General features: G+C 73.9%; 19 protein-coding genes. 12 read left to right on the forward strand and 7 right to left on the reverse strand.

The genetic code is table 11. The features are described from left to right. Nucleotides 1-10 precede the first annotated feature (10 nt). The 3 genes from ACN27B_RS24750 to ACN27B_RS24760 are packed head-to-tail and all read right to left on the reverse strand — an operon-like array spanning nucleotide 11 to nucleotide 3,200. Complete coding sequence (locus tag ACN27B_RS24750) at nucleotides 11-1,336, reverse strand: VWA domain-containing protein (RefSeq protein ID WP_422741664.1); 1,326 nt, start codon at nucleotides 1,334-1,336, stop codon at nucleotides 11-13. Next, complete coding sequence (locus ACN27B_RS24755) at nucleotides 1,333-2,730, reverse strand: hypothetical protein (RefSeq protein WP_422741665.1); 1,398 nt, start codon at nucleotides 2,728-2,730, stop codon at nucleotides 1,333-1,335. Before ACN27B_RS24755 ends, ACN27B_RS24750 begins: the two co-directional genes overlap by 4 nt. Then, a complete protein-coding gene (locus ACN27B_RS24760; protein WP_172967982.1) occupies nucleotides 2,730-3,200 on the reverse strand; it encodes a hypothetical protein in 471 nt (156 codons plus the stop codon). Before ACN27B_RS24760 ends, ACN27B_RS24755 begins: the two co-directional genes overlap by 1 nt. 256 nt (nucleotides 3,201-3,456) lie before the next feature. Here ACN27B_RS24760 and ACN27B_RS24765 point away from each other — a divergent pair, with 256 nt between their 5' ends. Genes ACN27B_RS24765 through ACN27B_RS24785 form a run of 5 tightly spaced genes read left to right on the forward strand, consistent with a single transcriptional unit; the run spans nucleotide 3,457 to nucleotide 7,640 of the window. Continuing rightward, complete coding sequence (locus tag ACN27B_RS24765; RefSeq protein ID WP_253866455.1) at nucleotides 3,457-4,551, forward strand: FUSC family protein; 1,095 nt, start codon at nucleotides 3,457-3,459, stop codon at nucleotides 4,549-4,551. A gap of 49 nt (nucleotides 4,552-4,600) precedes the next feature. Further along, nucleotides 4,601-5,710 carry a M24 family metallopeptidase gene (locus tag ACN27B_RS24770; protein ID WP_422741666.1) on the forward strand — a complete coding sequence of 370 codons (1,110 nt, stop codon included), beginning with the start codon at nucleotides 4,601-4,603 and terminating at the stop codon, nucleotides 5,708-5,710. Beyond that, complete coding sequence (locus ACN27B_RS24775; RefSeq protein WP_099161009.1) at nucleotides 5,707-6,849, forward strand: acyl-CoA dehydrogenase family protein; 1,143 nt, start codon at nucleotides 5,707-5,709, stop codon at nucleotides 6,847-6,849. Before ACN27B_RS24770 ends, ACN27B_RS24775 begins: the two co-directional genes overlap by 4 nt. Nucleotides 6,850-6,858: 9 nt before the next feature. After that, a complete protein-coding gene (locus tag ACN27B_RS24780) occupies nucleotides 6,859-7,074 on the forward strand; it encodes a DUF433 domain-containing protein (RefSeq protein WP_091574488.1) in 216 nt (71 codons plus the stop codon). 59 nt (nucleotides 7,075-7,133) lie between these two features. Further along, complete coding sequence (locus ACN27B_RS24785; protein ID WP_099161008.1) at nucleotides 7,134-7,640, forward strand: Lrp/AsnC family transcriptional regulator; 507 nt, start codon at nucleotides 7,134-7,136, stop codon at nucleotides 7,638-7,640. Here the strand turns inward: ACN27B_RS24785 and ACN27B_RS24790 are convergent. Then, nucleotides 7,570-8,184, reverse strand: a complete 615-nt coding sequence (locus tag ACN27B_RS24790; protein ID WP_099161007.1) for a histidine phosphatase family protein — start codon at nucleotides 8,182-8,184, stop codon at nucleotides 7,570-7,572. The genes ACN27B_RS24785 and ACN27B_RS24790 overlap by 71 nt on opposite strands. A gap of 156 nt (nucleotides 8,185-8,340) precedes the next feature. On the opposite strand from ACN27B_RS24790, the gene ACN27B_RS24795 reads away from it, so the two are divergent. Continuing rightward, nucleotides 8,341-8,535: a CsbD family protein gene (locus ACN27B_RS24795; RefSeq protein ID WP_098744865.1), complete on the forward strand. Its 195-nt coding sequence runs from the start codon at nucleotides 8,341-8,343 to the stop codon at nucleotides 8,533-8,535. Nucleotides 8,536-8,596: 61 nt separating this feature from the next. Here ACN27B_RS24795 and ACN27B_RS24800 read toward each other — a convergent pair whose 3' ends face one another. Continuing rightward, nucleotides 8,597-10,003 (reverse strand): KamA family radical SAM protein, encoded by a 1,407-nt coding sequence (locus ACN27B_RS24800; protein ID WP_091574483.1) that lies wholly within the window; start codon nucleotides 10,001-10,003, stop codon nucleotides 8,597-8,599. 156 nt (nucleotides 10,004-10,159) lie between these two features. Here ACN27B_RS24800 and ACN27B_RS24805 point away from each other — a divergent pair, with 156 nt between their 5' ends. The 6 genes from ACN27B_RS24805 (at nucleotide 10,160) to ACN27B_RS24830 (ending at nucleotide 16,944) form a co-directional block, all read left to right on the forward strand. Further along, nucleotides 10,160-11,209: a zinc-binding alcohol dehydrogenase gene (locus ACN27B_RS24805; RefSeq protein ID WP_172967981.1), complete on the forward strand. Its 1,050-nt coding sequence runs from the start codon at nucleotides 10,160-10,162 to the stop codon at nucleotides 11,207-11,209. 4 nt (nucleotides 11,210-11,213) lie between these two features. Further along, entirely contained in the window at nucleotides 11,214-12,794 is a 1,581-nt protein-coding gene (locus tag ACN27B_RS24810) for an amidohydrolase (RefSeq protein WP_422741667.1), read from the forward strand. Then, on the forward strand, nucleotides 12,791-14,350 hold the full coding sequence (locus tag ACN27B_RS24815) for a lysine 5,6-aminomutase subunit alpha (protein ID WP_422741668.1): 1,560 nt from the start codon (nucleotides 12,791-12,793) through the stop codon (nucleotides 14,348-14,350). The genes ACN27B_RS24810 and ACN27B_RS24815 overlap by 4 nt, the downstream gene beginning before the upstream one ends. Next, entirely contained in the window at nucleotides 14,350-15,102 is a 753-nt protein-coding gene (locus tag ACN27B_RS24820; RefSeq protein ID WP_422741669.1) for an OAM dimerization domain-containing protein, read from the forward strand. Before ACN27B_RS24815 ends, ACN27B_RS24820 begins: the two co-directional genes overlap by 1 nt. Beyond that, on the forward strand, nucleotides 15,099-15,497 hold the full coding sequence (locus tag ACN27B_RS24825) for a hotdog domain-containing protein (RefSeq protein WP_172967784.1): 399 nt from the start codon (nucleotides 15,099-15,101) through the stop codon (nucleotides 15,495-15,497). Before ACN27B_RS24820 ends, ACN27B_RS24825 begins: the two co-directional genes overlap by 4 nt. Before the next feature lie 112 nt (nucleotides 15,498-15,609). Further along, nucleotides 15,610-16,944: a glutamate mutase L gene (locus ACN27B_RS24830; protein ID WP_422741670.1), complete on the forward strand. Its 1,335-nt coding sequence runs from the start codon at nucleotides 15,610-15,612 to the stop codon at nucleotides 16,942-16,944. A gap of 411 nt (nucleotides 16,945-17,355) precedes the next feature. Here ACN27B_RS24830 and ACN27B_RS24835 read toward each other — a convergent pair whose 3' ends face one another. Together ACN27B_RS24835 and ACN27B_RS24840 are read right to left on the reverse strand one after the other, a co-directional pair. Then, nucleotides 17,356-18,138, reverse strand: a complete 783-nt coding sequence (locus ACN27B_RS24835; protein ID WP_245666399.1) for an ABC transporter permease — start codon at nucleotides 18,136-18,138, stop codon at nucleotides 17,356-17,358. Continuing rightward, nucleotides 18,135-19,112: an ATP-binding cassette domain-containing protein gene (locus tag ACN27B_RS24840; protein ID WP_099161002.1), complete on the reverse strand. Its 978-nt coding sequence runs from the start codon at nucleotides 19,110-19,112 to the stop codon at nucleotides 18,135-18,137. Before ACN27B_RS24840 ends, ACN27B_RS24835 begins: the two co-directional genes overlap by 4 nt. Between the last annotated feature and the right edge of the window lie 14 nt (nucleotides 19,113-19,126).

Consider the following 19,126-nt stretch of genomic DNA (forward strand, 5'->3'; position numbering starts at 1 on the left):
GGGTGCTCTCCTAGGTGAGGAAGTTCTTCAGCTCGGTGACGAGCTTGCGGATGTGGCCGGAGATGACGGGGGTGCCGAGGTCCTTGAAGCGCTGCCGGAACCAGGGGTTGACGCTCTGGTGGCCGGAGCTGTTGACGGAGCCGACCGGGATGAACTTCACCCCGGAGCGGTGCACCGCCTCGATGCCGTCGAACAGCGGTTGGGACCTGTCGAACTCGTAGAAGTCGGAGATCCACACCAGCACGGTGTTGCGCGGCTCGACGATCTTCGGGCGGGCCAGGGCCATGGCGACCGGGCCGTCGTTGCCGCCGCCGAGGTTGGTGCGCAGCAGCACCTCGAACGGGTCGTGCACCCAGGGGGTGAGGTCCAGCGCCCGGGTGTCGTACGCGATCAGGTGCACGTCGACCTTGGGCAGCCCGGCGAAGATGGAGGCGAGGATGGTGCAGTTGACCATGGAGTCGACCATCGAGCCGGACTGGTCGACCACCACGACGAGCCGGGCCGGGGTGGTCCGCCGGGCGGTCTGGCGGTAGTAGAGCCGGTCGACGTAGAGGCGCTCGTCGTCCGGGCTCCAGTTGGTGAGGTTCTGCCAGATCGTGCGGTCCAGGTCGAGGTTGCGGAAGACCCGCTTGGGCGGCACCGACCGGTCGACCGTGCCGACGGTGGCCTGCGCGACCTGGGTGCGCAGCACCTCGGCGACCTGGTCGACGTAGCGGCGGATCAACGACTTGGCGTTGGCCAGCGCCACCCCCGACAGGTTCGACTTGTCGCGCAGCAGCTGCTCGATCAGCGACATGCTCGGGGTGAGCCGGGCGGCCAACGTCGGGTCGGCGAGCACCTCGCGCAGCCGCATCCGGCCGACCAGGTCGCCCTCGATGCCGGCGAGGGTGGCCCCGAGGCCGGCGCCGCCGCGACGCAGCTCGCCGGCGCCGACGCCGCAGGCCTGCTCGAACCAGCCGGCGTCGGCCTGCCAGCGGGCGAGCTGCCCGGCGCTGACCTCCCCGGAGCCGGTGGCGAACACGTTGAGCAGGAGCTTGGACACCAGCGCGGCGCGGCGTACCTCGGTCTCGCCGGGCTGGAACGGCCCGGCGGTGGCCGGGGTGTCGTCGTCGGCGGTGAGCAGGCCGCGCAGTTCGTCGGCGAGCGCCGGGAAGCGCTGCACGAGGGTGTCGACGGAGACGGTGGGGTCCAGCAGCGCGGCGGGCAGGCCGAGGTCGTCGACGACGGCGACGCTCGCCGACTCCAGCCCGGGTTGCTCGTCGGGGTGGAACAGGCGGGCGAGCAGCCGCCAGTAGAGCACCTGGCGGCGGTTGGCGTGGGCGCGGTCGTCGGTCATCGGCGCAGCAACCGTCCCGCGCGTTCGCGCAGCACGGCCACGGCGTCGCCCGCCTTGGCCTCGGCCTTCGCCGTCTTCGGGTCGGTGACGCCGCACGCCCAGTCGCCGTTGTGCGCCTCGACGGTCTGCCGTTTCACGGTGGCCCGCACCGCCAGGGGTTGCAGCAGCCATCGGCCGTCGTCCCAGCGCAGCAGCGCGAGGCAGGCGGTGGAGGCGGCGACCAGCGCCGGGGTGAGCGGCCCGGCGGCCGGCAGCCGGTCGACGGCCACCGCGACCGCGCGGCCGTCGAGGTCGAAGACCAGGCCGCCGTCGTCGTGGCGGGCGGTGTAGCCCTCGACCAGGACCGGTTCGGCGATCGCGGCCGGGTGCCGGGTCAGCGGCGGGGTCGCGGCCGCGGTGGCGCCGGCCAGCAGCACCCGGGCGGCGGCGAACGGGTCGGTCGGGTCGGCGAGTTCGGCCCGCTCGTCGACCCAGCGCAGGTCACCGCCGTGGGCGGGCAGGTCGGTGACGGTCACGGCCCGCCGCTCGGCCAGGGCCTTGAGCAGGATCGGGTACGCCTCGAGCAGCCGCCAGCCGGCCGGCCCGACGATGGTGGCGACCTTCGCCGCGGCCACGGTGACCCGGACCAGGCGGACGTCACCGCCGCCGGCCGGTTCGAGCAGGGCGTGCAGCTGTGCCTGGAACGCGGTGTCGTGCTCGTGCACGTCGACGCCGAGCGGCAGCAGGCGGCCGGAGACGGTCTCCGGGGCAGCGGCCTCGGCGGCGGCGCCGGCGGCGAGCAGGACGGCCCGGGACCACAGGTCGGCCCACCGGCGGGCCGGCACCCGGGGCATGGCGGCCACCGGCGAGCCGGCGCGCAGTTCGGCGGCGAGGCCGTCCAGCAGCACCGCGAGCCGGCGCAGGCCCGGCACGGCGAGCGCGGCCTCCACCGGCGCGGCGGCACCGGAGACCAGGTCGTGGTCGGCGCTGCGCCAGCCGGCGAGGGCCAGCTCGTGCAGCCAGGCCCGGGCCCCGGCGACGGCGGGCGACAGGTCCGGCGTGAGGTCGGGCGCGGCGGCCCAGGGGGCTCGGGAGCGGCCGAGCGCCGCGTCGACCCGGTCGAGCAGCGCGTCGTGCGCCGCGCCGAGCAACGCCGCGCGGGCGCCGGCGAGGACGGCCAGGTGCGCCTCGGTCGGTGCGCCGGTGGTCGCGGCGCGGACCGCGTCGGCGGTGCGGTCGGCCAGCGGGGTGCCGGCGACCGCGCCGGCCAGCGCGGCCCAGGCGGCGGCGTCCGGCTCGCTCACCCTGGCCAGGCCGCGGGTCAGCGCGTCGTCGACGCCGTCGACCACGGCGAGCGTCTCGGCCAGCCCGGGGACCTCCCCGTCGGTGAGCCGGGCGAGGTGGGCGGCGAGCATCAGCGCACCCCCGCCGTGGCCGGGAACCAGTGCAGCTCCGGCACCGCCGTGGTGCTCGCCGGGACCTCGAGGTAGGCCAGGTGGCGCAGGAAGCGGCTGAACACCACCGCCGCCGGGCCGGGCTCGTGCCGCGCATCGGTGCGGGCCAGCAGGTCGGTGCCGCTGTCGACGCCGTCGCCGACGTCGACGCGCAGGTAGCGGGCCACCTGCGCGATCCCGTACTGCAGCACGGCCTCGTCGGCCAGCGCGTGCAGGTGCTTGCAGAGCAGGCTGCCGCGCAGCCCGCCGCAGGGCCGGTTGTTGTTGGTGCTGCAGTTGACCGTGTGGCTGCCGGCGGCGACCGAGGAGACGTAGACCCGCTCCACGTCGGAACCGCTGGACACCACCCCCTGCAGCCGGCCGTCGGCCAGCTCCACGAAGGGCACCTTGGCCAGCTTGCGCGCCCGCGCCGGCGGCGCCACCCGCAGCACGCTGCGGTGCCGCCACGAGGCGTCCGTCGCCTCCGTCATCGTTCCCGACCTCCCCGCCGGCGACCGGCTCCGGGCACGCCGGAGGGCCGTCGCCGGCCCGTGACCCGTGCCGCTGTGACGACAAGGATCATGGCCCACCGGTACGACAGGACGACGCGCGGCGCGGCGGTCCGCAACGGGACTACCGCGGCGGCTGCCGGGTAGAGGGCGGGGTGACCGCGTCCGAGCCCGCCCGCCCTTGGCGCCCGGACGGCCGGTGCCCACGGTGACCGGCGTGGCCCCGGCCGCGCGTCGTCACGCCCGGGAGGCGTACGAGCGGCTGCGCCAGTACTTCATCGTGGCCCTCCAGGCCGGGCTGGCGGCGGGCCTTGCCTGGTACGTGGCCAACACGCTGCTGCACAACCCGCAGCCGCTGTTCGCGCCCGCCGCCGCGGTCGGCACCATCGCGGCGGCGATCGGCAACCGGGTGCGCCGCACCGCCGAGCTGCTCGCCGGCGTCGTCCTCGGGGTGCTGGTCGGCGATCTGATCATCGCCCTGATCGGCTCGGGGCCGGTGCAGACCGGGCTGGTGGTCGCGGCGGCCATCTCGGTGGCGGTGATATTCCGGGGCAGCGGGGCGGTGATGGTGCAGGCCGGCAGCACCGCCGTCCTGCTGGGCAGCGTCGAGCCGACCGCGCCGGACTTGGCCGTGCCGCGTACCGCGAACGCGTTGATCGGAGGCGGCATCGCGGTGGTGGTGGCGCTGCTGCTGTTGCCGTTGAACCCGGTGCGGGTGGTGCACCGCGCCGCCGGTCCCACCCTCGACCTGTTCGCCAATCAGCTCACCGCCGCTGCGGAGGCGCTCGCCGCCGGAGACCCGGGGCGGGCGGACGCGGCGTTGCAGCGCCTGCACGCGGCCGAGGCGGAGCGGAAACAGACCACCGAGATCGTGGCCGCTGCCCGGGAGGTGGCGTCGCTGTCGCCGTGGCGGTGGCGGCGGCGGACCCAGCTGCGCCGCTACGAGCACGCCTCCGCGCATCTGGAGTTGGCGTTCACCAACAGCCGCAACATGGTGCGCCGGGTGGTCGCGCTGCTGGACGCCCGGGAGCCGGTGCCGCCGGACCTGCCGACCGCGATCGAGAGGTTCGGGCAGTCGCTGCGGCTGCTGCACCGTGACTTCCTGGCCGGCCGTAACCCGGAGATCGCCCGCGCTCGCGCGCTGGACGCCGCCGCGGCGGCCCGTCGGGCCCGCACCGGGGAACTGGGCTTTTCCGGCACGATCGTGGCGTCGCAGGTTTTCATCGTGGTCAACGAGTTGCTCCAGGCGTCCGGGCTGACCAAGATCGAGGCGGGTCGGGCGGTCGGTGACTGAGCGCCGGCCGGACTCCCACCACGGCCCGAACGACCGTTAAGCTTCGGCTGTGGGAACCGAGGAGCTGTATCCGGCCGGGCGACTGTCCGCGGCCCGGCGCGCCACCGCCGCGGCGGGCCTGGACGCGCTGCTGCTCACCCCCGGCTCCGACCTGCGCTGGCTGACCGGCTACGACGCCCGCGAGAGTGAGCGCCTCACCTGCCTGGTGCTGCCCGTCGAGGGGGAGCCCACGCTCGTGGTGCCGGTGCTGGAACGCCCCGACGCCGAGGCCGCCCCCGGCGCCGGCTTCCGCATCGTCGACCACGCCGACGGCGACGATCCGTGGCCGCTGGTCCGCGCCGCGCTGCCCGGCCCGGTGCGCGCCGTCGGGATCGCCGACCGGATGTGGGCGCAGCAGGTGCTCGCGCTGCGCGCCGCGCTGCCGGACGCGGCCCAGCGGCTCGCCTCCGAGGTGCTGCGTGAGCTGCGGATCCGCAAGTCCCCGGCCGAGGTGGCGGCGCTGGCCGAGGCGGGCGCCGCGATCGACGCCGTGCACCGGCGGATGGGGCAGTGGCTGCGCCCGGGCCGCACCGAGCGGGAGGTCGCCGCCGACATCGCCGCGGCGATCCGCGCCGCCGGGCACGCCGAGGTGGACTTCGTCATCGTGGCCGCCGGCCCGCACGGCGCCAGCCCGCACCACGGCACCTCCGACCGGCCGATCGGCGCGGGCGAGCCGGTGGTGGTCGACATCGGCGGCACCATGCCCTCGGGCTACCGCTCCGACTGCACCCGCACCTACGTCGTAGGCGGCCCCGCGCCGGCCGGGTTCGTCGAGCTCTATGCGGTGCTGCGGGACGCGCAGCGCGCCGCCGTGGCCGCCGTGCGCCCCGGGGTGACCGCCGAGGACCTGGACGCGGTCGCCCGTGACATGATCACCGCCGCCGGTTTCGGCGACGCCTTCCTGCACCGCACCGGGCACGGCATCGGCCTCGACACCCACGAGGACCCGTACGTGGTGACCGGCAACCCGCGTCCGCTGGAGGCCGGCATGGCCTTCTCGGTCGAACCCGGGATCTACCTCGCCGGGCGGTACGGCGCCCGGATCGAGGACATCGTCGTCTGCACGACGGACGGCGGGCAACGGCTCAACACCACCCCCACGGAGCTCATCGCGCTATGAACGTCGACCGGATCCTGCCCACCGACGAGGCCCACGACCTGCTGGACCTCGCCACCGAGCTCGCCGACCGGGAGCTGGCCCCGAAGGCCGCCGGTTTCGAGGAGCGCGCCGAGTTCCCCCGCGAGGTGCTGCGCACGCTGGGCCGCGCCGGCCTGCTCGGCCTGCCGTACGCGGAGGAGCACGGCGGCGCCGCCCAGCCGTACGAGGTCTACCTGCAGGTGCTGGAGATCCTCGCCGGCCGGTGGCTGGCCGTGGCCGAGGCGGTCAGCGTGCACACGCTGTCCTGCTACCCGGTGGCGCAGTTCGGCTCCGACGAGCAGCGCAAGCTGCTGCCCGACATGATCGGCGGGGAGCTGCTGGGGGCATACTGCCTCTCCGAGCCGCAGGGCGGGTCGGACGCGGCGGCGTTGACCACCCGGGCGGTCCGCGACGGCGACGCGTACGTGGTGACCGGCACCAAGGCGTGGATCACCCACGCCCGGGTCGCGGACTTCTACAACATCTTCTGCCGCACCGGCGGGCCCGGCCCGAAGGGCATCTCCTGCCTGCTGGCCGACCGGGGCACGCCGGGCATCCACCCGCAGGCCGCCGAGCGGACCATGGGCCTGCACTCCTCGCCGGTGGCGCAGATCGCCTTCGACGACGCGCGGGTGCCCGCCGAGCGGCTGATCGGTGGCGAGGGCGCCGGGTTCACCATCGCCATGTCCGCGCTGGACTCCGGCCGCCTCGGCATCGCCGCCTGCGCGGTGGGGCTGGCGCAGGCGGCCCTGGACTACGCGGTCGGCTACGCCCGGGAGCGCCGGCAGTTCGGCCACGCGATCATCGACTTCCAGGGCCTCGGGTTCAACCTGGCCGACCACGCGACCCAGATCTCCGCCGCCCGCGCGCTCATGCTCGCCGCGGCGCGGCTGCGCGACGCCGGCCGGCCGTACTCGATCGAGGCGGCGAAGGCGAAGCTGTTCGCCACCGACGTGGCGATGCGGGTGACCACCGACGCGGTGCAGGTGCTCGGCGGCGCCGGCTACGTCGCCGACCACCCGGTGGAGCGCTACATGCGCGAGGCGAAGGTGCTGCAGATCGTGGAGGGCACCAACCAGATCCAGCGGCTGGTCATCTCCCGCGCCCTGGCCAAGGGCTAACCTGTCGCGGTGACCTTCCCCCGGATCACCGTCGACCCCGACGTCATGGGGGGTGCGCCCTGCGTGCGGCAGTCGCGCGTCCCCGTGGCCACCCTGCTGGCCATGATGGCCGAGGGCATGTCCGTCACCGACATCCTCACCGATCTGCCGTTCCTCGACGAGGAGGACATGGCGGAGGTGCTCAACTACGCCGCCGACGCGGTGCGCGACCGGACGGCGCGCTGAGCGTCACGCCGGCGGGCCGGGTGCGGCGTGGGAGCGCTTTTGCGGCTAGGCTGCGCCGCGTGGAGGAGATCGACCGCGCCATCGTCGCCGCGCTGACCGGGGACGGTCGGCTGTCGTACACGGACCTGGCCGAGCGGGTGGGCCTGTCGGTGTCCGCCGTGCACCAGCGGGTCCGCCGGCTGGAGCAGCGCGGCGTGGTCAAGGGGTACGCCGCTCGGGTGTCGTTCGAGGCGTTGGACCTGCCGCTGACCGCGTTCGTGGCGATCCGGCCGTTCGACCCGTCGCAGCCCGACGACGCGCCGGAGCGGCTGGCCCACCTGCCCGAGATCGACTCCTGCTACTCGGTCGCGGGGGAGGACTTCTATCTCCTGCTGGTGCGCGTGGCCGGTCCGGCCGATCTGGAACGGCTGCTGCAGGAGATCCGCACCTCGGCCAATGTCACCACCCGCACCACCGTGGTGCTGTCCACGCCGTATGAGAACCGCCCGCCGCGGATCAGTGCCGAGCTGCCCGGTCGGGGTCGGTCCCGGTCGGCGGCGGAGCCGGCAGGTTCCAGCGCCGGATGACCCGCCGGCCGTGCTCGTGGCCGAGCACGCTGAGCGTGGCCGTGTCGAGCCGCAGCAGTCCGCCGCCCGACGGGGGCAGGCCGATCCACCGCGCCCCGAGCACCCGCAGGCTGTGCCCGTGCCCGACCAGTGCGACGCTGCCCCGTTCCAGCAGCGGGGCGACCCGGGCGAGCACCCGGTCGAGTCGGGCGCCCACCTCGGCCGGTGACTCGCCGCCGGCTCCGCCGCCGTCGGTCCAGATGCTCCAGCCCGGCCGTTCTTCTCCGATGGCGTCGCTGGTGCGGCCCTCGTAGTCGCCGTAGTTCCATTCGGCCAGGTCGGGGTCGGTGGCGTCGACGGTCAGCCCGGCCAGGTGGGCGGTGCGGGTGGCGCGCTGCCGGGGGCTGGACAGCACCCGGACGAAGCGCCGGCCGGCGAGCAGGGGAGCGAGCGCGCGGGCCTGCCGCTCACCGTCGGGGGTCAGCTCCAGGTCGGTGTACGAGGTGTGCCGGTGGCTGGCGCTCCATGTGGTCTCGCCGTGCCGGATCAGCAGTATCTCGTTCACCCGCCCAGTCAACCACGCCCGTCGGGCCGGCACCGGGAACCACTCTGACCTATTGTCCTAGGACGCCTTAGGGGATGTGCGCCGGTCAACGGCGTTTGTCGAGCCCGGCACCGGGGACGCGACAAGGGCAAGCCGCACGCTGACGAGGAGGGCGACATGAGCTTCACCGACAAGGCGAAGATGAAGGCCCAGGAGATGAGCGGCATGGCCAAGGAGCGCATCGGCGACGCCACCGACAACGAGCGGTTGCGGGCCGAGGGCGCCAGTGAGCAGAGCGCGGCACGGGCGCGTCAGGCCGGGCAGGACGTCAAGCAGGCCGGTCGCGACGTCAAGGACGCCTTCGAGAAGTGACCTGGACGCACGTCGCCCCCGCCGGCTCAGCCGGCGGGGGCGACGGTGTGCGGCGCGACGGTCAGTCGTCGCGGTGGGCGTGCCACCAGGACTGGCCCGCCTCGGGCAGGGTGTCGATCGGGTCGTAGTACGCGTAGCGCTTGTTGAGCGCCTCAAGGTCGGCGGACTCGATCGAGGTGCGGTAGTTCTTGGTCCAGTAGGAGATGCCGCGCTCACGGTCGTAGTCGGTGAGCATGTGCACCCAGCGCTTGCCGACGAACGGGACGTCGCAGACGATCCGCGGGGTGGCGTAGCCGGGCAGGTAGCCCATGATGTCGTGCTGGAGCTGCTGGGCGTGCCAGACCGGGACCCGCCAGTGCTCCGCGTTGGGGATCATGTCGCACATGTAGAAGTAGTACGGCAGGATGCCCGTCTCGCCCTGCAGCGCGAAGCACAGGTCGAGCAGGTCGGCGCTGGTGGCGTTGACGCCGCGCATGAGCACGCCCTGGTTGCGGACGTCGCGGACGCCGACGTCGAGCGCGGTCTGGGCGGCCTTGGCGACCAGCGGGGTCAGCGACTGGGCGTGGTTGACGTGGGTGTGGATGGCCAGGTTGACGCCGCGCCGGGCGGCGGTGCGGGCGACCCGTTCGAGGCCCTCGACCACGTCGGGCTGGAGCCAGTGCTGCGGCAGGCCCATGAGCGCCTTGGTGGCGAGCCGGATGTCGCGGATGGTCTCGATCTCCAGCAGGCGCATCAGGTAGGACTCGAGGTTGCGCCACGGCACGTTGGCGACGTCGCCGCCGGAGACGACCACGTCCCGGACGCCGGGGTGGGCCTTGAGGTAGGTGATGTGGGCGTCGTAGCGGTCGACCGGCTTGAGCGTGAGCTTGAGTTTGTCGACGGCGGGGGTGGAGTTGCCGACGAGGTCCATGCGGGTGCAGTGGCCGCAGTACTGCGGGCAGGTGGAGAGCAGCTCGGCGAGGACCTTGGTGGGGTAGCGGTGGGTGAGTCCCTCGGCGACCCACATGTCGTGTTCGTGGAGGCTGTCGCGGCTGGCGTAGGGGTGTGAGGGCCAGTCGGTGCGCCGGTCGGAGGCGACCGGGATCATGTAGCGGCGGACCGGGTCGGCGAGCAGCGCCTCGGTGCTCATGGGCGCGAACGGCACCATGGTGTTGAGCATCTGCGGGGGCACCAGCATGGACATGGTGGCCAGGGCCTTCTGGTCGGCCTCCAGGTCGGCGTAGAAGGTCTCGTCGACGGTGTCGCCGAGGACGGTGCGCAGCTGCTTGATGTTCTTGACGCAGTTGACGCGCTGCCACTGGGCGCTCTCCCACTGGTCGCGGGTGACGTGGCGCCAGCCGGGGAAGCGGGTCCAGTCGGGTTCGACCAGGGGTGCGCGCCGGTATTCGTAGGGCTGTCCGGCGGTGGGGACGGCGACGGGCGCGGGGCGGGACGTCGGGATGGTCTCCACCGGTTGGGTCTGGGTCACGGCCCCTCCTCGTCGTGCGGTGCGGTTGATCAGCGGGTGCGAACGCTACTGGAAAATCTGCGGTAAAGAAATTAGTCTGCCGGAAGTTTTCCCGCGACGCGAGCCCTGACCGGGGGTTCGGGCGGCTGGACATAGGGGGTCGGCGTGACGTCACCGGTGGGTCTGCACCGAGTCGTGGAACCGGCGGGGGTGCTGCCGCAGGCGGCCTGGCGGCTGGACGCCGACCCCCGGATCGCGGCGAACGAGGTGCGGATCCGGGTCGAGCGGCTGAACCTGGACGCGGCGAGTTTCCGGCAGTTGGCGGAGAAGCACGGCGGGGACGGGGAGAAGGTCCGCGCCGAGGTGCTGGAGATCATCTCGACCCGGGGGAAGATGCAGAACCCGGTGACCGGGTCGGGCGGCATGCTGATCGGCACGGTGGAGGAGGCGGGTCGCCGCTCGCCGCTGGGGTTGCGGCCGGGGGACCGGGTGGCGACGTTGGTGTCGTTGACGCTGACGCCGTTGACGATCACCGACGGCCTGGCCCGGTGGGACGGGCGCAGCGAGCAGGTGCCGTGCGACGGGTACGCGATCCTGTTCGCGCGGTCGATCGCGGCGGTGCTGCCGGCGGATCTGCACCCGGAGCTGTCGCTCGCCGTGCTGGACGTGTGCGGGGCGCCGGCGTTGACGTCGCGGGTGGTGGCCGAGCAGGTGGCGCGGCGGGCGCGGGAGGGTGATCCGCGTCCGGTGTCGGTGGCGGTGATCGGCGGGGCCGGCAAGAGCGGGTCGCTGTCGCTGGCCGCGGCGCGGCGGGCGGGCGCCGGCCGTACGGTCGGGGTGGTGCCGGTGGCGGCGGAGCGGGACGCGCTGACGGCAGCCGGGGTGGCCGACGTGGTGGCGTTGGCGGACGCCCGGGATCCGGTGGGTCTGTCGACGGCGGTGACGACGGCGTTGGGCGTGCCGGCGGACGTGACGGTGGTGTGCGTGGACGTGCCGGGGTGTGAGCACGGCGCGGTGCTGGCCACGGCGGACGGCGGTACGGTGATTTTCTTCTCGATGGCGACGAGTTTCGCGGCGGCGGCGTTGGGCGCGGAGGGCCTGGCGGCGGACGTGACGATGCTGGTGGGCAACGGGTACGTGCCGGGGCACGCGGAGTTGGCGTTGGAGTTGTTGCGCGCCGAGCCGGGGGTGCGCGGGCTGTTCGAGGCGCGGCTGGCGGCAGACTGAGGCCATGACGAACCCCTCGACGCTGTATCGCGGTGGAGTGCTGCACTGTCCGGCCGACCCGAGCGCGACGGCGCTGCTGGTGCGGGACGGGCGGATCGCCTGGTTGGGTGCGGACGCGGACGCGCCGGTGGCCGATCGGGTGGTGGACCTGGGCGGGGCGTTGGTGACGCCGGCGTTCGTGGACGCGCACGTGCACGCGACGGACACGGGTCTGGCCCTGTCGGGGTTGGATCTGTCGGCGGTGCGGTCGGCCGGTGAGCTGCTGGAGGCGGTGGCGGCGTTCGCGGCGGGGTTGCCGGGCGACGCGGTGGTGCTGGGGCACGGTTGGGACGAGTCGACGTGGGCGGCGCCGGTGGTGCCGGTGGTGCCGGACGCGGCGGCGTTGGACCGGGCGGCCGGGGGGCGGCGGGTGTACCTGTCGCAGGCGTCGATCCATTCGGCGTTGGTGTCGGCGGCGTTGCTGGCGGCGTGTCCGGATGTGGTGGCGGCGCCCGGGTACGACGCGTCGGGCTGGTTGCGGCGGGACGCGCACCATGTGGTGCGGGAGGTGGCGCTGGGGTCGGTGTCGGCGGCGCAGCGGGTGGCGGCGCAGCGGGCGGCGTTGCGGCACGCGGCGTCGTTGGGGATCGCGGCGGTGCATGAGTGCGGTGGTCCGGGGACGTCGGACGAGTCGGACTTCACGGGTCTGCTGGCGGTGTCCGGGGACGGGGTGCCGGAGGTGTACGGGTACTGGGGTGAGCTGCTGGGTGCGGCGAAGGCCCGGGACCTGGGTGCGGTGGGCGCGGGCGGGGACCTGTACGCGGACGGGGCGTTGGGGTCGCGGACGGCGCACGTGTCGGCGGCGTACCTGGACGGTGAGCCGGGGGCGTGCGGGCACGGGTACGTGACGGCGGAGCAGGTGCGTGATCATCTGGTGGACTGCGCGGCGCACGGGATGCAGGGCGGGTTCCACGCGATCGGGGACGCGGCGATCGGCACGGTGCTGGAGGGGTTCGCGGCGGCGGCGCGGACGTTGGGCACGGATCGGGTGCGGGCGGCGCGGCACCGGGTGGAGCACGCGGAGATCATGAGCAAGCGGTTGATCGCCGGGTTCGTGGAGTACGGGATCGTGGCGTCGATGCAGCCGGCGTTCGACCGGTTGTGGGGTGGCGCGGGTCGGATGTACGAGTCGCGGTTGGGTCTGGCCCGGTCGTTGGAGTCGAATCCGATGGGTGCGATGCACGGGGTCGGGGTGGCGTTGGCGTTCGGGTCGGATTCGCCGGTGACGCCGCTGGATCCGTGGGGGTCGGTGCGGGCGGCGGCGGCGCACCACAACCCGGGGCAGCGGATGAGTGTGCGGGCGGCGTTCGCGGCGCACTCGCGCGGTGGTTGGCGGGCGGTGCACCTGGACAACGAGGGTGTGTTGGCGTTGGGCGCGCCGGCGACGTTCGCGGTGTGGGACACCCCGGCGGGGGTGGAGCGGGGTCTGCCGGTGTTGCAGGCGGAGGACCCGGAGGCGCGGGGTCCGGAGGATCCGACGCCGCTGCCGGTGTGCCGGGCCACGGTGTTGCGCGGTGACGTGATCTATCAGGAAGGCAGTTCGTGACAGGGAAGCTTGGGCTGGATCCGGCGTTGGTGGCGCGGGCGCGGGAGTTGGCGCGTCGGGCCGGGCAGCCGGTGGTGGATCTGGCGCGCAGCCACACCACGGTGTCGGTGGAGCGGGCGGTGCTGCGGTTGGCCGGGGTGACCGGCGCGGACCCGGACGGCATCCCGTGGGTGAACCGTCTGGTGGACGCGGTGGTGGCCGACGTGGGGCTGGGCCACGGGGTGGCGGTGCCGGTGTTCGACGCGATGGCGCGGGAGGGCGTGTCGGACGTGACGTTGCTGGCGCAGAAGGCCGCGGCGGGGTCGGTGCGGTTCGCGCAGCCGACGCCGAAGGCGGCGACGGCTGCTCGGCGGGTCGCGCGTCGGGCGGTGGCGGCGGGGGTGCGGCAGATCGACCGGCGGCGCGCCGAGCGGGACCGTCTGGTGAAGCGGCACGGGGATCCGAAGCAGCGGCCGTGGATCTATCTGATCGTGGCGACCGGTGACATCTACGAGGACATCCCGCAGGCGCAGGCGGCGGCGCGGGCCGGCGCGGACGTGATCGCGGTGATCCGGTCGACGGGGCAGTCGCTGTTGGACTACGTGCCGGAGGGGGCGACCCGGGAGGGGTTCGCGGGCACGTACGCGACGCAGGAGAACTTCCGGCTGATGCGGGCGGCGTTGGACGAGTCGTCGCGGGAGTTGGGCCGGTACGTGCGGCTGACGAACTACGCGTCGGGGCTGTGCATGCCGGAGATGGCGACGTTGGCCGGCCTGGAGCGGCTGGACATGATGCTCAACGACTCGATGTACGGGATCCTGTTCCGTGACATCAATCCGATCCGTACGTTCGTGGACCAGCGGTTCTCGCGGCAGGTGCACGCGCGGGCGGGGATCATCATCAACACCGGTGAGGACAATTACCTGACCACCGCGGACGCGGTGGACGAGGCGCACACGGTGACGGTGTCGCAGTTGCTCAACGAGTTCTTCGCGCACGAGGCGGGGTTGTCCGACGGGTTGCTGGGGTTGGGGCACGCGTTCGAGATCAACCCGGAGGTGCCGGAGTCGTTCCGGTTGGAGTTGGCGCACGCGTTGCTGGCGCGGGAGTTGTTCCCGGACGCGCCGTTGAAGTGGATGCCGCCGACGAAGCACATGACCGGGGACGTGTTCCGGGGCAACCTGCTGGACGGGTTCTTCAACCTGGTCGGGACCATGACCGGGCAGGGCATCCTGCTGGTGGGGATGATGACCGAGGCGGTGGTGACGCCGTGGTTGTCGGACCGGGACATCGCGTTGCAGAACGTGCGGTACGTGCTGGGTGCGGCGGGCGGGTTGCACGAGGACTTCGTGCCGGCGCCGGGCGGGTTCATCCAGCAGCGGGCGCACCGGGTGCTCGGTGAGGCGGTGGACCTGCTGGAGCGCATCGGTGAGCAGTCGCTGTTGACGGCGATCGCGGAGGGCACGTTCGGGATCATGAAGCGGCCCGCGGACCGGGGCAAGGGTCTCGACGGGGTCGCGCGGCACGAGGCCGACTACTTCAACCCGGCCACCGAGATCCTGGAGCGGCAACCCTGATGAGCGAGAAGAAGATCGTGCGGCCGTACGGGGACACCACCGGTGACGGCATGGTGCAGGTGTCGTTCACGTTGCCGGTGCCGCACGACAAGCGGGCCGAGGGCGCCGCGGTGCAGTTGGCCAACAGGATGGGCATGGACCCGGCGATGCTGGTGCACGCCAAGCCCATCGGTGACGGGTTCACCTTCTTCGTGGTCTACGGGCGGGTGAACCACCTGGTGGACCTGGACCAGGTGCAGGTGGTGGAACGGGACTTCCCGCTGCTGTCGGCCAAGGAGGTCAACACGGTGGTGAAGCAGCGGATGCGGCGCAAGCTGTCGGTGGTGGGCGCCTGCATCGGCACGGACGCGCACACCGTGGGCATCGACGCGATCCTGAACGTCAAGGGCATCGCGGGGGAGAAGGGCCTGGAGTACTACCGGGAGTTGAAGGTCACCAACATGGGCGCGCAGGTCAGCGTGCCGGAGTTGGTGGAGGCGGCCCGGCAGGAGAAGGCCGACGCGGTGCTGGTGTCGCAGGTGGTGACGCAGCGCGACGCGCACCTGCACAACACGCGGGAGATGTCGGCGGCGTTCCGGGAGGCGATGCCGGCGGGGAAGCGGCCGCTGCTGATCGTCGGTGGGCCCCGGTTCGACGAGACGATGACCACCGAGCTGGGCGTCGACCGGATCTTCGGTCGCGGCACCACCCCGGGCGAGGTCGCCAGTTACCTCGTCCACGCGTTGATCACCTCCAGGAAGGCGAGCAGTTGAGCGAGCAGGATCCCCGGCTGGGGTTGACCGTCACCCACCGCCGGTACGTGCCGTACGCCCACGCGCACTACGCGGGGAACCTGGTCGACGGGGCGTACGCGTTGGGGTTGTTCGGTGACGTGGCCACGGAGGTGTGCATCCGCACCGACGGCGACGAGGGGCTGTTCGCCGGCTATTCGGACGTGCGGTTCACCGCGCCGATCCGGGCCGGTGACGTGGTGGAGGTGACGGCGCAGGTGGCCCGCGTGGGCTCGCGCAGCCGGACGCTGGAGTTGAGCTGCGCGGTGGTGTGCCGGGGCCGCCCGGACCGGGGCGAGTCGGCGGCCGAGGTGCTGGACCCTCCGATCGTCGCGGTCACCGCCACCGGCACCGTGGTCGTGCCGCCGGCCCCGTGAGCGCGAGGAGCGAGCCGGTCCTGCGAGCCCCGCAGTCGCGAACGAAGACCAGCCCCGTGAGCGCGAGGAGCGAGCCGGTCCTGCGAGCCCCGCGAGCGACGGGCGGCCGCGCGTGAACGTGGCGGTGTGCGCCGACGTCGGGTCGACGTACACGAAGGCGGCGGTGGTCGACCTCGACGGCGGTCGGCTGGTCGGCGCGGCGTCCGCGCCGACCACGGTCGGCACGGACGTGCTGCACGGCCTGGACGCCGCGGTCGGCGCGGCCACCGCGTCGGCCGGCGTGGGTGACGTGCCGTGGTACGTGTGCTCGTCGGCCGGTGGTGGGCTGCGCCTGGCGGTGATCGGCTACGAGCCCCTCGTCACGGCGCAGGCGGGCCGGCGGGTGGGTCTGTCGGCGGGTGCGAACGTGGTGCATGTGGCCGCGGGCCGGCTCGGCGCGGCCGAGGTGTCGGCGTTGCGGGCGGCCCGCCCGGACGTGGTGCTGCTGGTGGGTGGCACCGACGGCGGTGACGCCGACACCCTCACCCACAACGCGACCCGGCTGGCGCGGGCCCGCTGGCGGGTTCCGGTGGTGCTGGCCGGCAACGCCGACGTCCGCGACGACCTGCACGCCGTGCTGGTGGCGGCGGGGGTGCCGGTGACCGGCGCGGACAATGTGCTGCCCCGCATCGGGGTGCTGGCGCCCGCGCCGGCCCGGGCGGCGATCCGCGAGGTGTTCCTGCGGCACGTCATCGGCGGTAAGCGGCTGTCGCGGGGCACCCGGTTCGCGCGGCTGGTCCGCGCGGCGACGCCCGACGCGGTGCTGACCGGGGTGGAGGTCCTCGCCGACACCCTCGGCGGTGACCTGGCCGTGGTGGACGTGGGTGGCGCCACCACCGACGTGTACTCGGTGCTCACCCCCGACGAGCGCAACAGCGGCCCCGGTCAGGAGGTCGCCGGGACGCTGTGGCGGGCCCGCACCGTCGAGGGGGACCTGGGCATGCGGTGGAGCGCGCCGGGTGTGGTGCGGGCCGCCGCCGAGGAGCGGCTGCTCGACCCGGGGGAGCAGGGGCCGTTGGCCGAGGCGGCGGCGGTGCGGGCCGCCGACCCGGGGTTTCTGGCCGCCGGTGACGCCGAGCGGGCCGCCGACCGGCGCATCGCGACGCTCGCGGCGACGGTGGCGTTGCGGCGGCACGCCCGGGGCGCGGCCACCGGGGAACGCGCCGGCCGGGACCTGCGGGAGGTGCGGCTGCTCGTCGGCTCCGGCGGGGTGCTGCGCCACGCCGAGGCGGGTCATGCGGCGGCGGTGCTCGACGCGGTGCTCACCGACCACGCCGGTGGGTGGCCGTTGCCGCGCGCCGCCCGGCCGGTCGTCGACGTCGACTACGTGCTGGCCGCCGCCGGGCTGCTCGCCGACGAGCATCCGGGTGCGGCGGCGGCGGTGCTGCGGCACCACCTCGCCGGCTGACCGAGCGTCCACGGATCGAGACGCGCCGACGCGACACGCCGTGGCGCAACACACGACAGGCCGGGGTGGGTTGACAGCGGCGGGGGTCTACGCCGTACCGTCTTTGAGTCCTACTACGGGAAGCGGCTGTTGTTCGCTTCGTCCCTTCGTCCGCTGGCCGAGTGACCGGAAGGTTGCGGCGGCCAGGTCCAGCGGGCGGGGGTCGGCGGGGCGGCGCGAACCGGCCGCGGTTACCGGTGTACGGGCAGGGTGAGAGGAACGGCCAGTAGACAACGGCCAGGCGGGGGCAGCCAGTCCACGTCCGGTCGGTCCGAAGGTCGGCGCCGATCGTCCTCGCCCCACCGGCCGGGGAGGGCCTGGGAGCATCGGGGCGCGGCTTAGGCCGCGCCCCGATTTCCGTCACCGGCCGGGTCAGTGGCCGAGCCGCTGGTAGCGGCGCACCGCCGCCGGGGCGGCCACCGCGATCAGCGCCAGCGGCCAGGCGATCGCCAGCAGCAGCGCGTGCCGTGCCGGCCAGGAGTCCGCGCCGACACCCGGATTGCCGAACAGGTCCCGCACGGCCGCCACCGTCGCCGACAGCGGGTTCCACGCCGCGACCGCGCCCAGCCAGTCGGGCATCAGTTCCGGTGCGACGAACACGTTCGACAGCGCGGTCAGCGGAAACGCCAGTGGGAACACCACCACCCCGACCGTGTCGGGGTTCGGCACCAGCAGGCCCAGCAGGATCCCCACCCAGGTCAGCGCGGCGCGCAGGAGCAGGATCAGCGCCACCGCCCCGAGTGCGGCGAGCAGGCCCTCACGCCACCGCCAGCCCACCAGCAGGCCGCACACCACGAGGGTGGCCATCTCCAGGCACGCCCGCACCAGGTCCGCGCCGGCCCGCCCGGACAGCGGCGCCGAGCGGGCCATCGGCAGGGAGCGGAAACGGTCCACCACGCCGCGGCCGGCGTCGACCGCGATCGCCGAGGCGGTGGCGCCGAGGCCGTAGAGCATCGTCATGACGAACACCCCGGGCAGCAGGAACTCCCGGTAGCTGCCGTCGCCGGGCACCGCCATGCCGCTGCCGAACACGTAGCCGAACACCAGCACGAACATGATCGGCAGGGTGAAGTAGAGCACGATCTCCTCGGGGGAGCGGACCACGTGCCGCAGGTTCCGTCCGGCCATCACCCAGCCGTCGACGAGCGCCGTCACGCCGGCACCTCCGCACGCTGCCGCGCGTGCGCGGTGTGGCCGGTCAACCGCAGGAACGCCTCGTCCAGCGTGGGTCGCCGCACCAGCACGTCCTCCACCTCCACCCCGCCGTCGGTCAGCTCCCGCAGCACGGCGGTGAGCACGGCGATCCGGTCGGTGACCGGCGCGTCCACGCGGCGCAGCTCCCCGTCCACCGTCACCGCCGCCCCGGTGGCCCGTTGCAGCACCGTCGCCGCCGCCGGCACGTCCGCCGCGCGTCGCACCACCAGCTCGATGCGGTCGGCGCCGATGCGCGCCTTGAGCTGCTGCGGGGTGCCCTCGGCCACCACCCGGCCGGCGTCGAGCACGCACACCCGGTCGGCGAGCTGGTCGGCCTCCTCCAGGTACTGGGTGCACAACAGCACCGTGGTGCCGTCGGCGACCAGCTCCCGCACCGCCGTCCACAACCCGTTGCGGCTGCGCGGGTCCAACCCGGTGGTCGGCTCGTCGAGGAACAGCACCCGTGGCGGCACGACCAGGCTGGCGGCCAGGTCCAGGCGGCGGCGCATCCCACCGGAGTAGGTGCCGGCCGACCGGTCCGCCACCGCGGCCAACCCGAAACGGTCCAGCAGCTCGTCGGCGCGGCGACGGGCGGTACCCGCCGGCAGGCGCCGCAGCCGGCCGAACAGCACCAGGTTCTGCCGGCCGCTGAGCACTTCGTCGACGGCCGCGTACTGCCCGGTCAGGCTGATCGCCTCGCGTACCCGATCCGGGCGCGCGGCCACGTCGTGTCCGGCGACCCGGGCCCGGCCGCCGTCTCCGCGCAGCAGCGTGGTCAGGATCCGCACCGCCGTGGTCTTGCCCGCCCCGTTGGGGCCGAGCATCCCGCACACCGTGCCCGCCGGCACCGCCAGGTCGAACCCGTCCAGGGCGGTGGTCGGGCCGTACCGCTTGCGTAACCCCTCGGCCAGCACGGCCGTCGTCTCATCGGTCATGGCGCCAGCGTCAC

The sequence above is a fragment of the Micromonospora sp. WMMD754 genome, from assembly GCF_049315235.1.
Classification (GTDB): Bacteria; Actinomycetota; Actinomycetes; order Mycobacteriales; family Micromonosporaceae; genus Micromonospora; species Micromonospora sediminicola.